The 14,456-nt window shown below is 45.8% G+C and carries 10 protein-coding genes and 1 pseudogene; 3 read left to right on the top strand and 8 right to left on the bottom strand.

Annotated features, from left to right (window positions below; all coding sequences use genetic code 11):
* Positions 1-37: 37 nt before the first annotated feature.
* The 3 genes from ACE3T3_RS02140 (at position 38) to ACE3T3_RS02130 (ending at position 6,653) form a co-directional block, all read left to right on the top strand.
* Complete coding sequence (locus ACE3T3_RS02140; protein ID WP_374663585.1) at positions 38-2,911, top strand: EAL domain-containing protein; 2,874 nt, start codon at positions 38-40, stop codon at positions 2,909-2,911.
* Between the two features lie 145 nt (positions 2,912-3,056).
* Positions 3,057-5,336, top strand: a complete 2,280-nt coding sequence (locus tag ACE3T3_RS02135; protein ID WP_374663583.1) for an NADP-dependent malic enzyme — start codon at positions 3,057-3,059, stop codon at positions 5,334-5,336.
* 81 nt (positions 5,337-5,417) lie between these two features.
* The gene (locus tag ACE3T3_RS02130; protein WP_374663582.1) at positions 5,418-6,653 is read left to right on the top strand and encodes a multifunctional CCA addition/repair protein; all 1,236 of its coding nucleotides are present in this window, start codon (positions 5,418-5,420) and stop codon (positions 6,651-6,653) included.
* Positions 6,654-6,656: 3 nt separating this feature from the next.
* Here ACE3T3_RS02130 and ACE3T3_RS02125 read toward each other — a convergent pair.
* The 8 genes and pseudogenes from ACE3T3_RS02125 to ACE3T3_RS02090 all read right to left on the bottom strand — a co-directional run bounded on the left by ACE3T3_RS02125 (position 6,657) and on the right by ACE3T3_RS02090 (position 14,388).
* A pseudogene (locus ACE3T3_RS02125) lies at positions 6,657-7,872 on the bottom strand (winged helix-turn-helix domain-containing protein).
* A 106-nt stretch (positions 7,873-7,978) separates the two neighbouring features.
* Complete coding sequence (gene epmA / locus ACE3T3_RS02120) at positions 7,979-8,962, bottom strand: EF-P lysine aminoacylase EpmA (RefSeq protein WP_374663580.1); 984 nt, start codon at positions 8,960-8,962, stop codon at positions 7,979-7,981.
* Entirely contained in the window at positions 8,959-10,026 is a 1,068-nt protein-coding gene (locus ACE3T3_RS02115) for a 4-phosphoerythronate dehydrogenase (RefSeq protein WP_374663577.1), read from the bottom strand. Before ACE3T3_RS02115 ends, epmA begins: the two co-directional genes overlap by 4 nt.
* A gap of 372 nt (positions 10,027-10,398) precedes the next feature.
* Positions 10,399-10,881, bottom strand: coding sequence for a VOC family protein (locus ACE3T3_RS02110; RefSeq protein ID WP_374663575.1), 483 nt, complete (start codon positions 10,879-10,881; stop codon positions 10,399-10,401).
* A gap of 219 nt (positions 10,882-11,100) precedes the next feature.
* Positions 11,101-11,526: an IS30 family transposase gene (locus ACE3T3_RS02105; RefSeq protein WP_374663573.1), complete on the bottom strand. Its 426-nt coding sequence runs from the start codon at positions 11,524-11,526 to the stop codon at positions 11,101-11,103.
* 100 nt (positions 11,527-11,626) lie between these two features.
* A complete protein-coding gene (locus ACE3T3_RS02100) occupies positions 11,627-12,337 on the bottom strand; it encodes an LrgB family protein (protein WP_374663571.1) in 711 nt (236 codons plus the stop codon).
* Positions 12,330-12,734: a CidA/LrgA family protein gene (locus ACE3T3_RS02095; protein ID WP_374663569.1), complete on the bottom strand. Its 405-nt coding sequence runs from the start codon at positions 12,732-12,734 to the stop codon at positions 12,330-12,332. The genes ACE3T3_RS02100 and ACE3T3_RS02095 overlap by 8 nt, the downstream gene beginning before the upstream one ends.
* A 1-nt stretch (position 12,735) precedes the next feature.
* On the bottom strand, positions 12,736-14,388 hold the full coding sequence (locus tag ACE3T3_RS02090; protein ID WP_374663567.1) for a nitrite/sulfite reductase: 1,653 nt from the start codon (positions 14,386-14,388) through the stop codon (positions 12,736-12,738).
* Positions 14,389-14,456 lie beyond the last annotated feature (68 nt).

Here is a 14,456-nt window from a genome sequence, read left to right as displayed (position 1 = left end):
AGCTTCAATTAATACATTTATATAGGCATTTATATTGATGACAGACAATCAATATGACTTCATTAAGCAGTACAACTATACTGCCCAAATTGAGAATACGCTTCGGCTGAGCCGCTATTTTCTCATTAGCATTCTTATTATCTGCCTCTATATCTTTTGTATTTATCAAATTTATTTCAATGCTCCAGATTTTTACTTCAACCTCTGGTTTATCGCTACAGAATTATTTGCCAGCATGTGCTGGCTGATCAGCACCGTATATTTCAAGCCGCACCAATTCTGCTTGAAAACAGCGCACCGCTGGCTGCAATTCCAATGCTTCAGCATCGGCACGCTGATCGCTTCCGGCATTTTCATCCTTTATTATTATCTTCCGTCTGTGAATCCGCATTTTACCGACATCCAGGCTTTAACCTTATCAGCGCTACTGCTGATTGTGACTCAAACCTTTGGCCTGACGTATTTGACGCAAAAGCTGAATTATTTCTGCCTCGCGTTTTTGCCCTCTATTGTGCCCTATTTGGTTTCACAGTTTATTTTTATTGAAAAAACGGACCACTTATTCAGCCTGACGATCAATTTTGCACTCATTGTGATCCTGCTCTGCGCGACGACGTCTTACCGCATCCACCGCCGCATCTCAACCTTATATGCGCAAAACAGCCTGCTGGTGAAAGATGCGGAGCAGCAAGTGGTCTGGACGGATGATCTGTGCAAACAGCTGCAGGATGAAATCAACCACTCCAAAAATATTGAAATGCAGCTGCAGCTGAACAATCAATTGCTCGAACAAAAAGTCAAAGAAAGAACCTTTGATATCGTGCAGATGAATAAAAATCTGGAGGATCAGCAGCAGAATCTGCAGTTGGCGCATGAAGTTGCCGGCCTCCGCCCTTGGGACTGGAACATCAAAGACCGGAAAATTTCACTGACCAATACGCATAAAGAAATTACCCAGCGCGGTTCTAAAGAGCATCATTATCAATTGCTGCAAACCATCCATCCAGATGATATAGCGCCTTTTAAAAACGCCATGAAACAGCACCTGCGCGGTCAAAATGACCGCTATGAGTCCACTTACCGCATTCTGAATCCGATCAATGGTAAATGGAGCTGGGTGCATGATATTGGCCATGTGATTGCCCGCGACGCAAGAACCAACCGCCCTACACGCATGGTCGGCATCCGCCGTGATATTCATCAGGAGCGCATGTCGCAAGAACGCTTGAAACTGGCTGCCAGCGTGCTGGAACAGGCTGCTGAAGGCATTTTCATCCTGAATGATGAGCTGTGCTACATTGATGTCAACCCATTTTATGAGCAGCTGACCGGTTTTAGCCATGAGCAGATTATTGGCAAGCATTTATTTGATATTGCGGCCAATTATAAATCGCAGCAGCGCAGCAGCCATGCCGGCATCCTTAAGCAAGTGATGCAGAATCAGCACTATGACGGTGAATTGCATGAAAAATTCCTTTCCGGCAAAGAGCTGACCTTATGGATGCACATCAATGCGGTCACCGATGAGCAAAGCCGTGTCACGCATTATATCGGCATCGTTTCAGACCTGACCGAGCGCAAGCTGCAGGAACAGCGCCTGTCTTATCTGGAAAATTACGACACGCTGACCGATTTGCCGAACCGCTTTTATTACAATTATCAGCTGCACCAATACCTGGTTTCACAGCAGGATTCCTTAAAACAGCTGGCGGTCATCCGTTTAAACATTGACCGCTTCCGCCCGCTGAATGAATATCTCAGCAATAACGGCGGCGATGAGCTGCTGCGGCAAGTGGCGCAGCGCCTGCGTCTGACCAATGCAGAGGCTTTATTCCTTGCGCACCTGAACGGCGATGATTTTGCCATTGTGTATGAAATTTCCCATATACGGCCTTCAGTCATCGAACACTGTGAACGTATTGCAAAGGCTTTTACCCTGCCATTCAATATCCTCGGCCAAGACCATGTCATCACCTTGTCCATGGGCATTGCCTTTTATCCAGAACATGGCCGCCAGCTGGATTATCTCGATAACTGTGCAGAACAGGCGCTCTCGGAAGCGAAAAAACTGGGCGGTAATACCATCCGCTTTTATTCCAATGAAAATACTGCCCTGCTGGAACAAGGTATTTTTCTGGAACGCGACTTGCGCAAAGCCATTCAAAATAATGAACTGGTGGTGCATTACCAGCCGAAAATCCATTTCAGAGATAAAAACATCTATGGCTTTGAAGCCTTAGTGCGCTGGAACCATCCGGAAAAAGGCATCATTCCGCCAGGGCTGTTTATTCCTCTGGCTGAACAGACCAGCCTGATTTCAGATATTGGCCGCATCGTCATTCAGCAAACCGCAAAGCAGATTAAAATCTGGAATAAAATGGGGTTTAATAACATTTGCGTCTCAGTCAATGTCGTCGCGCAGCAGCTGTGCCGGGGACAATTGCTGGCAGATTTGGATGCCGCCATTCAAAGCAATCAAATTTCAGGTTCCAGCCTAGAGCTTGAAATTACAGAATCATCATTAATTGAAAACTCTGAAACGGTTAAAAACCTGCTTCAAGATATCAAAAACCGCAACATCAACATTTCACTGGATGACTTTGGCACAGGCTACTCATCCTTATCCTATCTTGCTGATTTTCCTTTCGATATTCTCAAAATTGACCGCAGTTTTGTTTCTAAAATCGGGCACAGCAAACAGGAAGCCATCGTCAGCGCGATGGTCGCCATGGGCAAAGCCATGGGGCTCACTGTTGTAGCTGAAGGAATCGAAACACAAGAGCAGCTGCAATACCTGCAAGATTTAGACTGCGATATCGCGCAAGGCTATTTATTCTCCAAGCCGCTTCCAGAAGCGGAAGCAACTCATTATTTAGAGCAAAACATGCCTGCGCCCACTTATACATGCTGACTATAAGTTAAACTTATTCAGCGATAAGTTTGTTGGAAAAAGGCGCTTTAGCTGCTGGGCTAAGCGCCTAACAAATGATATATTCAAGCTTAATTTAAGAAACACTACCCGTATTTTTGGGCAACTCAGAACAAACGAGATACAGATGGAAGATCAATCTTTAAAACAGCAGGCTTTGTATTACCACGAATTTCCAACACCGGGAAAAATCAGCGTTACTCCCAGCAAACAATTGGTCAACCAACATGATTTAGCTCTCGCATATTCACCTGGCGTAGCCGCACCTTGTTTAGAAATTGAACGTGACCCATCTACCGCAGCGCTTTACACAGCGCGCGGTAATCTTGTTGCAGTAGTCAGTAACGGTACAGCCGTACTGGGCTTGGGCAACATTGGTCCATTAGCGTCTAAGCCTGTAATGGAAGGCAAAGGCGTACTTTTCAAAAAATTCGCTGGTGTCGATGTCTTTGACATTGAAATCGCTGAAAACGATCCAGACAAAATCGTAGATATCGTTGCAGCTTTAGAACCGACTTTTGGCGGCATCAACCTTGAAGACATCAAGGCCCCAGAGTGCTTCTACATCGAGCAAAAACTTCGTGAACGCATGAATATTCCTGTGTTCCATGACGACCAGCATGGTACTTCAATTATCGTTGGTTCAGCACTGCTCAATGCTTTGCAGCTGAACGGCAAAAAAATTGATGAAATCAAAATTATTGCATCAGGTGCAGGCGCAGCTGCGCTTTCATGCTTGAACCTGCTTTGCGCGCTGGGCGCGAAGAAAGAAAACATCATTGTGGCCGATTCGCGCGGTTTGCTGACAACTAAGCGTGAAGGTTTGGATGAGTCTAAAAAAGCTTATGTTCAGGACATCGATGGTTCACAGCTGGCTGATGTGATGGAAGGCGCGGACATGTTCCTCGGCCTTTCAGCTGCAGGCATTTTGACCAAAGAAATGGTTAAATTGATGGCTAAAGATCCAATCATCTTTGCGCTGGCCAACCCAGATCCAGAGATTCTTCCAGAACATGCGCATGAAGCGCGTTCGGATGTGATTATGGCGACAGGCCGTTCAGACTATCCAAACCAAGTAAACAATGCGCTGTGCTTCCCTTATATCTTCCGCGGCGCGCTGGATGTTGGCGCGACCACCATCAATGAAGATATGAAAATTGCCTGTGTGCATGCCATTGCGCGCATGGCGCATGTTGAAGCCGATGCTGCATCTTATGGTGAAAAATCTGCATCATTTGGCCGTGATTACCTGATTCCGCGTCCATTGGATCAGCGCTTGATTCTTGAAATTGCACCTGCAGTGGCTCAAGCAGCCATGGATTCCGGCGTTGCGACACGCCCAATTCAAGACTTCTCTGCTTACCGTCAACGCTTGTCTGAGTTTGTTTACAACTCAGCATTCATGATGAAGCCTATTTTTGCGCAAGCAAAAACCGATCCGAAACGCATTGCTTATGCCGAAGGCGAAGATCTGCGTGTGCTCCGCGCTGTGCAAATTGCAGTAGATGAAGATTTGGCGAAACCAATTTTGGTGGGTCGCCCTGCGGTGATCGAAGCAAATATCAAAAAATTAGGCTTGCGTCTTGAAGATGGCGTGAATATCACGATTGTCGATCAAGAGAAAAACCCTGACTACGATAAATTTGCAGATGACTACTACAGCATCATGCAGCGTAAAGGCGTGACGCCTGAATATGCGCAGCGTGAAGCCCGCCGCCGTTCTACGCTGATCGCCGCGATGCTGGTCCGTCACGGTTTAGCAGACGGCATGCTGTGCGGTACTTATTCGAGCTATGACATCCACTTAGACTTTGTCAGCAATGTCATTGGTTTAAAAGAAGGCCGCAATAACTTCTTTACCCTGAATGCCCTGATGCTTGAAGACCGCAACCTGTTCATTGCGGATACCTACATCAACCGCAACCCAACTGCTGAACAATTGGCGGAAATGACTATTTTAGCGGCTGAAGAAGTCCGCCGTTTTGGCATTACGCCGCGTGTGGCGCTGCTTTCTCACTCTAGCTTCGGTTCAGACCAGCACGATCCAAGCGCGCAAAAAATGCGCAAGGTGTATGACATCTTGTCAGAAATTGCGCCTGAACTTGAAGTCGAAGGCGAGATGCATGGTGATGCGGCGCTGGATGAAAATATCCGCCATTTCGCATACCCGAACTCACGCTTCAAAGGTTCTGCGAACCTGCTGATTATGCCGAATCTGGATGCAGCCAACATTTCATTCAACTTGTTAAAATCAACTTCAGGCAGCAATGTGACCATTGGCCCTATCCTGCTGGGCGCGGCTAAACCTGTTCATATTTTAACACCGACTGCGACCACCCGCCGTTTGGTGAATATGACTGCGCTAACTGTTGCTGAGATTCAAGAAAACGAAAGAAACACGCTGTGATTTAGCCTGCTGGATCACACTTTGTGACTTGAGAAAACCTCTATTCTGTTGCATGATGGCTTCAAGAATAGAGGTTTTTTCATGCAAGTTTATTTAGTAGGCGGTGCAGTGCGAGATCAGCTGCTCGGGCACCCCTATCACGAAAAAGATTATGTTGTTGTCGGTGCAACGCCGGAACAAATGCTTGCTCTGGGCTATCAGCCTGTGGGTAAAGATTTCCCTGTTTTCCTTCACCCTGAAACCAAAGATGAATATGCGCTGGCGCGGACTGAACGCAAATCAGGCCATGGCTATCACGGTTTCGAATTTTATACAGATGTTGCCGTTACCCTGGAACAGGATTTAATCCGCCGCGATCTGACCATCAATGCGATCGCAATGGATGACGGCGGCCAGCTGTATGATCCGTATGGCGGCCAGCGTGACCTCGAACAGCGTGTATTGCGCCATGTTTCGGATGCCTTTGCAGAAGATCCACTCCGTGTGCTGCGCATTGCGCGCTTCGCCGCCCGCTACAAAAGCTTAGGCTTTAAAATTGCTGATGAAACTTTAGCGCTGATGAAGCAATTGGCCGAATCTGGAGAACTGCAAGCCTTGACGCCGGAACGGGTCTGGAAAGAAACCTCCCGCGCGTTAATGGAAGATCATGCGGATGAATATTTTGAAGTCCTGCGCGCATGCGGCGCGTTAAAAGTGCTCTTCCCTGAGCTGGATCTGCTGTACGGCATTCCGCAGCGCCCTGAATATCATCCGGAGATTGACTGCGGCATTCATACCATGATGTCGCTGCAGCAAGCCTGCAAAGCCAATTATTCGTTGGATGTGCGGTTTGCGGTATTGGTTCATGACTTGGGTAAAGCCCTGACTCCTGCTGAGGAACTGCCACGCCATATCATGCATGAAGAGCGCGGCATTCAACCCGTGACTGAAGTCTGTGATCGGCTGCGCGTACCGGCCAATACCAAACAGCTGGCTTTAGCCGTGTGCAAAGAGCATTTAAAATGCCATCAGGCGCTGACACTGAAACCCGGCACGTTATGGCGCCTGCTGCAGCGGCTGGATGTGCTGCGCCGTCCTGAACGTGTTGAAGCGTTTGTACAAGCCTGTGAATGCGATTCCCGCGGCCGTTTGGGCCTGGAAGACCGTGACTATCCTCAGGCGCAGTATGTATTGGATGCGATGCAAGTGGCGCGCAGCATCAAAGCACAGGATTTGCCGCCTGAGATTCAGGGGCCGGATATTGGTGAAATGCTGATTGAGCGCCGCATCAAAGCTTTGGCTGAGTTAAAGCAAGCTCATACGGATATTGCTGTTTAATTTTTAAAATCTATCATGCCCTCTTTCGCATCTGCTAGAGGGCATGATTATGAATATAGACTGTTCATTGATCTTGAGTTTTTGTTGAAATTGCTGATCTAGCTGACAATGATTAAATGCAGCAAAACGCTCCAGCTCCGCACTTAACAGCGCAATAAAATGCGCTTTATCCTCAACAACGGCTTGCAGATGGCAGCTGATGACTTCCAAAACACCTTGTCCGCGATGAGCCTCGCAATCTATTTTTCTGACCAAGTCAGCGCTATACAGTATTGGCAAACAAAAATAACCGTATTGCCGTTTTTCCGGCGCCACATAGCACTCCAAACGATAATCAAAATTAAACAAGGCCATTAAGCGGTCACGATGAATCACCAGATTATCAAAGGGTGAAAGGATTTGGACTCTTTTTTTCAATAAAGGCAAATTGATCCATTTTTTCCACATCAGCATAGATGGATTCGCCGGAGGGCAGCTGAACCGATTCAATCACTTTTGCATCGAGCTGCTCATTCAGTATCGCGCGCATTGCATTTTTCAAATCCGCTCCGGTTTTTAAATGAAGCAATTGTTTCCAGGTAAAAACGCCTTGTGACCTTTTGACTGTTTCATATAAGTATCGTACATATTCCTCTATGCTCGGTTCTGTCAGATCCACTCCGGGAGCCAAGCATTGCTCTGCAAGCGCATAGACTTTCTCTACGCCTGAACGCTTGCAGACCATCAGGTCCCCTTGCATATAAAGCTGTTCTATCGACTTCTGGACAGCGCCTGATTTCCACCATCCTTGGGCAGTTTTTTCTTTGTTCAGCATAAAATCCCGGGAACACACCGTTCCTTCTGATTTCGCCTGCGCTAAAATTTCCTGCATCAAGCGCGGATCGCCTTGATTGAAATATTTGCTTTCCCCGCGCCGGACAGCATTCATCTGCCTGAGCGCATATCGATAATCCCGCATCGGGATGTATGAAGCGGCATGGAACCAATATTCAAAGACGGCCTTATTGGCCAATAAGGTATTTAAGTGCTCTTTTTCATAATGCTGAACACTGTTCCAGAGGATATGGTGGTGCGCGCACTCAACCACTGAAATCGTATCAATTTGCACATAGCCTAAATGCTTAATCACCGCCAAGCTACCGATCATGCCTTGCGGCTTGACGGGCTGAGCGTGAAGAAAAGAACTGTGTATCGCGAATTGACGGAGTTGAACATCCATAATATGCCGTATTCTTGTTATTGATGATGATGCACGGAATCGATTGGGTTGCGCTTTGATTTTAATTCCCCAAACACAGCAATGAGATGCATTTGGGGAGAACGGTTTAAGATTGCGCGGCCGGGAAAGCAATCACGTGTTCAAGTTTCAGCTGTTCAGCGGCAATCATCAGCAGGCGGTCAATCCCCAAAGCGATTCCTGAGCATTCCGGCATATTCGGCAGCGCGGCCAGCAAATATTCATCGATAGGCATGACATGCAGGCCGAGTTTTTCTCGTTCACGGTTATCCGCTTCAAAACGGCTGCGCAGCACTTCTGCATCAATCAGTTCATCATAGGCATTCGCCAGCTCCAAACCGTCAATATACAGCTCAAAACGCGCGGCAACCAGCTCACCGTCTTCATCAATTCGGGTTTTCGCTAAAGATGCTAATTCGGGCGGGAAATCCGTCAAAAAAACAGGCGTATCAAACCCGAGGCTTGGCTCGACAAAATGCGAGAACAGCAGATCGATATAGCCCAGACGGTCATCGCCTAAATCCAGATTCAGCCCGACTCGATTGCAGCAGTTTTTCAGCTCTTGCAGGGTGGCCTGCAACGGATTTAATTCCAGCCGATCCATAAAGGCATGCTTATAGCTCAAAATGGTTGGACGGACGGCGCCAAAGCGCTGCGCTAAAGTGACATTCAGCAGATCCGTCACTTCAAACATCAGATCTTGTAAGCTGAAGCCCGGGCGGTACCACTCCAGCATGGTGAATTCGCTGTTGTGCTTGCGGCCATGCTCATCATCGCGGAAAACCTTGCAGATCTGATAGATGGGGCCGCTGCCGCTGGCGAGCAGGCGCTTCATGGCAAATTCAGGCGAAGTCTGCAGATAATGCGTATGCGGTTTGCCATTAACATGGCGCTGCGCCTGCACCGAAGCCAAATAAACATCGGTTACCCCTGCTTGCGATAGCACAGGCGTTTCAACTTCCAGCACACCGCGTTCTGCAAAAAACTGCCGGATTTGCGCATACATGTGCGCACGCGCGCGCATGGCGTTTAAATCACAAGTGGGCTGATAGCGGATGGCAGTCTGGCTCATGCTTTAGGCTCTCCATAAGCCGCCCATTCACGGCGCAGCGGATAGGTTTTACGCAAATAGTCAAAGGCTTTTTGATCCACTTTGCCATCCTTTACGGCTGCTCTTAAATTTGCATCATCACGGGCAATATCATAGATTTCAGCCAGATGCTGCTTCAATACCGCTTTGAGCGGCTGATTGGCAAATAGAGCGTCACAAACGGGCAGCTGCGTCTCAAAGCGCTTATCTGCAGCCTGCTTAAAGGTTGTGCAGAAAGCCTCGTAAATCATCTGCGTACCGCGCGCTTTGCCTTCCAAGCTATAGCCTGCAATATGCGGCGTAACCAAAGTGATCAGGTTCAGCAACTCTTCGGAAATATCCGGCTCATGCTCAAATACATCCAGCACGACCTGACGCTGGGTCTTTTGAATATCTGCAATCAAATCAGCTTCTGCAACCACTGGCCCGCGTGCAGAGTTAATCAAAATCGCTTGCGCTTTCATCTGCGACAAAGCATCGGCATTGATTAAATGATAGGTTGGATGCGGCCCAGTTTGAGTCAAAGGCACATGCGTTGAAATAGCATCGGCCGTTGCTAATAATTCTGCCCAGCCGACTTGCTGCACCTGCTCGCGCTGCACAAAAGGATCATAGCCAATCACGTTCCAGCCCAAAAGCTGAGCCATCACTGCTAAGCGCGAACCGACATTGCCTAAGCCGACGATGCCTAAAGTGAATGCGCCATTGGCATCCAGCAGTTCAGGTTTTAATTTCAATAAAGCGGTAATGACATATTCAGCGACGGCCTGCGCATTGCAGCCTGCCGCATTCGACCATGCTATGCCCTGCTTTTCTATAGCGGGAATATCCAAATGGTCTGTGCCGATGGTTGCGCTGCCGACAAATTTCAAAGCCGTCTGCTGAATCAAGGTGTCATTCACTTTAGTCACTGAGCGCACCAGCAATGCTTCGGCATCCTGCACATCATCATGCGTCAACGTACGCCCAGCTTTATGCTGAATATCACCGAATTCGGCAAAAAAATAATCGGTAAATGCCAGATTTTCATCTGCAATGATTTTCATAACGGCGTCCAAAAGATTACTGCAGTTATGATAGCGCGTTTATCGCCAGATTCACTATGCTTGTTTGCAGAAGCGGGGCGTGCCTAAAGAGATAGATACGGCTGAAAGATCCAGCAATCAAATACGATGCATCTAAACGCCTGCACAATGCTGAGTGCAGATGCTCCCAGTCTTGCACAAAGCCAATATTGAAAAACACTGCAAGCTATTTAGATTAGATGTGTCTGCATGGCTGCAGCTCTTTGGGCAGCAAAAAGTATGGACTTATATAAACGCGCTGCATAAAAATATTTCTATACTGCTTCAGGCTCAAAGCCTTAACAGCTGAATCCTGTTCTTCCATTTTAGCTTAATTTCAATAGCCGTGACATTTCAACCTGCAATGGCGGCCTTAATTACAGCAATATCAATTTTCTTCATGGTCATCATGGCTTCAAAGGCTCTTTTTGCGGCTGCTTGATCAGAGCCTGTATAAGCTTCGGTTAAAATTCTTGGGGTAATTTGCCAAGAAATCCCCCATTTGTCTTTGCACCAGCCGCATTCACTTTCTTGACCGCCATGATTGACAATGGCATTCCAGTAACGATCTGTTTCTTCTTGATCTTCGGTTGCTATTTGAAAGGAAAAGGCTTCAGAGTGTTTAAAAGCCGGCCCGCCATTGAGCCCTAAACATGCAACGCCTAGAACGGTAAATTGGACAGTTAATACATCGCCTTCCTTGCCGGATGGATAGTCACTCGGTGCATGGTGCAGCGCAATGATTGATGAATCTGGAAATGTTTCGGCGTAAAACCGTGCAGCGCCTTCAGCATCGTTATCGTACCAGATGCATATCGTGTTCTTTGCAATATCCATTATTTCACCTCATTATTAAAAATATTATTGGTGTAACCGCGCATAGCCTTAATTCAATCAAAACGCCCGACCAAGAGGTTCAAGTATTTTTAAATCCTTGATCACAGGACAAGCGCTTCTGTTCATGTTTATTCTGACTGCAATTTTTTATTCGATGAAGGGGAGTAATGTAGGCATTTTAATGCCTCCGCGTGCATTTAATATGCGATGTGTTAAAGCTTAGATTAGCATTTGAAGTGCAACACCCTGTTGTTGGCATAATACCTGACTCGGACTTTTAAAGCCGAGTCTTTTTCTTGGGCGATGATTAATACGTTGTGTGATTTCTAAGATATATTCATCTGTATAGAGATTTAAATCACTGCCTTTTCTAATATATTGCCTGATTAAGCCATTTGTATTTTCATTCGTGCCTCGTTGCCAAGCGCTATAAGGATCAGCGAAGTACCAGTCTATTTCTAATTCTTCAGCAACGTACTCATGTAGGCTGAGCTCTTTGCCATTATCTGCGGTACGTTTGATTTCCCTAGAAATTGTGGAAGGTGAACGATTTAATCTCCAAGCGATGTAACGTTTAGAAAAACCTTCACGTAACAGTGTATAAATCTGATATCTTTCTTCTTGGGTAAGATGAGTATAGTTCATGATGCAACTTTGACTTTGGTCAGTCGGAAGCAGAATGCTAGCTCATCTTGCTTCCTTCCAATAATTTAATCTCTGTTGCACTTCATTTTAGAATCTAAGTTTAAAAATATAAAATGCTAAGGATACATTTCGTCAATGCAATCACTGTGGGCGCAAACAGCACCATGACGATGCCTGAAATAATCATTGAGAGGCTGGCGATGACTCCTTCCAACTCATGCCGCTGCCTTGCCCGAGCAATCCCCATCGCATGCGCGGCATTGCCAAATGCAGTTCCGTATGCAATTCGATTTTTAAACCTCATCCACAGTAATAACAAATCACCCAAAAGCATGCCGACCAAGCCAGTAATCACCGTAAAGAGCGGAATCAAGCTGATGGAACCACCAAGTTTTTCTGTTAAAACCAATGCAAATGGAATGGAGATAGAACGCGCCAAAAGGCTATTTTTGACGATATCATCCAGATTGAAGATACTGGCCAACAGCCAACTACTTAAAATCCCTACCAACATTGCCATCATTGAACTGAGCATTAAGACTTTAAAATGCTGCCGGATCATGCTGCGAAAACGAAATACAGGAATGGCAAAAGCCACCGTAATTGGTCCAAGCATCGCCACCAAATATTGGGTATAACGGTAATAGTCTTGAAACTGGTGCTGAAAAATAAAGATCAGCCCAATACTGAGTACAGGGACCACAATAATTGGAGATAAATAGATTTTTTGGGTTCGAATAAAAAGGTGCTTTGCAAAAAAATAGCAAAGCACTGTCCAAACTAAGTAAAAGAATCCCCAGAACTCAGTCATACGAATCTTCCTGTTGTATGCTTTCCTGTCTAAAGAACATTTGCGTGGTATAAATCGAAGCCATCATCACCAAAGCAGTACTGATCAGAATCACCAACAGGATTTTCCAACCACTAGTCATCAATAAATCCTGATACTGAATCACCCCGACCACTGGCGGAATGAAAAATAGCAAAAGCTCACCCAATAACAGATCTGCGCCCTGTTCAACATGCGCCAATTTCAACCATTTCATTTCGAGGAAGAACAACAGTAGGAAAAACCCAAGCACACCTGAGGCTACGGGTAAGTTCAGCAGCTTTTGCAAACCATAAGCCAAACCCCACACTGCCAAAATAAACATAATTTGGCAGCTAGGAGTTTTTAGTCGATTCAATCGGGTTCGGACATCTAACACTTTAATTTATGTCCGCATAAGCCCGTTCTTTAAATGGCTGAATCGAAACCCGTTTATAAGTTTCAAGAAAGGATTCATCTTCTAGACGTAAATCTAGATAAGTATTGAGAATTTCTTCCAAAACATCAGGAATTTTATCAGCAGGAAAAGACGGTCCTAAAATATCGCCAATCGATGCGTCATGATCTGAGTTACCGCCGAGAGTAATTTGGTAATATTCTGCGCCCTTTTTATCGACCCCTAAAATACCGATATTACCGACATGATGATGTCCGCAGGCATTCATACAACCTGAAATATTCAAATCGACTTTACCAAGGTTATAAATGGTATCTAAGTCATCAAAACGGCGAGCAATCGCTTCATATACAGGAATCGATTTGGCATTGGCCAGCGAGCAAAAATCTCCTCCCGGACAGCAAACCATATCGGTGAGAAAACCAATATGGGCACGGGCTAAATTGGCACGATCCAGCACTTGCCACATTTCAAATAAATCTTTTTGTTTCACATCGGTTAAAGCAATATTTTGCTCATGTGTGGTACGTAATTCACCAAAGGTATATTTGTCGGCTAAATCTGCAATTAAGTGCATTTCATCAGAGGTCATATCACCTGGCGCTACCCCTGCTCGTTTCAAACTGATCGTAACGATACGGTAGCCAGTTACTTTATGTTTATGAGTATTCAGATTAAACCAATGCTTAAACTTCGGATATTGCTGAAATAGCGTTTCAAGATTCTCATCTTCTAAAGCCTCATACATAAATGGTGCAAAGACGGCATCCATTTTTGCCAAGACTTCGGACTGAACTTTCAGTTTGGTTTGTGTGTATTTAAATTCAGCCTCAACTTTTTCAGCAAAACCTGCTGGAGTGAGTGCTTTAACTAAAATTTTAATCCGAGCTTTGTATTTATTGTCGCGGCGACCGTGCAAGTTATATACCCGCATAATCGCATCCAAATAAGCAATTAAATCCTCACGCGGTAAAAATTGCTTAATAATATGCCCTGCTAAAGGTGTCCGTCCTAGACCACCACCGACTTTAATTTGATAGCCCAATTCGCCATTTTCATTTTCCACCACATAAACTCCCACATCATGAAAGGTTGTGGCAGCGCGGTCTTGTTCAGGGTGTGCACAGACTGCAATTTTAAATTTACGTGGAAGGAAGGAAAACTCTGGATGAAAGGTACTCCACTGACGAATCAGTTCACACGTTGGACGTGGGTCTGTCAACTCCCCTTCAACCACACCTGCATACTGGTCGGTGGTCGTATTTCGAATACAGTTACCACTGGTTTGAATAGAATGCATGTGTACCGTTGCGAGCTCCTGTAAAATATCAGGTACATCTTCAAGCTGAGGCCAGTTGAGCTGAATATTTTGACGGGTCGAAATATGTGCATAACCACGATCATACTTCTGCGCAACATCTGCCACTTTGCGTAATTGCCTTGAGTTCATCAATCCGTATGGGACTGCCAAACGCAGCATTGGCGCATAACGTTGGATATATAAGCCATTTTGTAAGCGTAATGGTCGGTATTCTTCTTCGGTGAGTTTCCCAGCTAAATAACGCTGAGTTTGATCACGAAATTGTGCAACACGTTCATTAAGTAAGTTTTGATCAAAGTCTGTATATAAAAACATGTGAATGACCTATGTGTGCAATAACAAGGAAAAACTAAATGTTGAAAAAAGATCAATAAGGACGATTG

Origin of the sequence: Acinetobacter sp., from assembly GCF_041919735.1 — a bacterium.
Taxonomy (GTDB): Bacteria; Pseudomonadota; Gammaproteobacteria; order Pseudomonadales; family Moraxellaceae; genus Acinetobacter.
Note: the sequence above shows the minus strand (reverse complement) of the source record. Positions and strands in the feature narration are given on the sequence as shown.

Bases quoted from the DNA above. Each gene is read 5' to 3' on its own strand.
- ACE3T3_RS02130 (WP_374663582.1), top strand. From the start codon at position 5,418: ATGCAAGTTTATTTAGTAGGCGGTGCAGTGCGAGATCAGCTGCTCGGG.
- ACE3T3_RS02090 (WP_374663567.1), bottom strand. From the start codon at position 14,388: ATGTTTTTATATACAGACTTTGATCAAAACTTACTTAATGAACGTGTT.
- ACE3T3_RS02135 (WP_374663583.1), top strand. From the start codon at position 3,057: ATGGAAGATCAATCTTTAAAACAGCAGGCTTTGTATTACCACGAATTT.
- ACE3T3_RS02140 (WP_374663585.1), top strand. From the start codon at position 38: ATGACAGACAATCAATATGACTTCATTAAGCAGTACAACTATACTGCC.
- ACE3T3_RS02100 (WP_374663571.1), bottom strand. From the start codon at position 12,337: ATGACTGAGTTCTGGGGATTCTTTTACTTAGTTTGGACAGTGCTTTGC.
- ACE3T3_RS02105 (WP_374663573.1), bottom strand. From the start codon at position 11,526: ATGAACTATACTCATCTTACCCAAGAAGAAAGATATCAGATTTATACA.
- epmA (WP_374663580.1), bottom strand. From the start codon at position 8,962: ATGAGCCAGACTGCCATCCGCTATCAGCCCACTTGTGATTTAAACGCC.
- ACE3T3_RS02110 (WP_374663575.1), bottom strand. From the start codon at position 10,881: ATGGATATTGCAAAGAACACGATATGCATCTGGTACGATAACGATGCT.
- ACE3T3_RS02115 (WP_374663577.1), bottom strand. From the start codon at position 10,026: ATGAAAATCATTGCAGATGAAAATCTGGCATTTACCGATTATTTTTTT.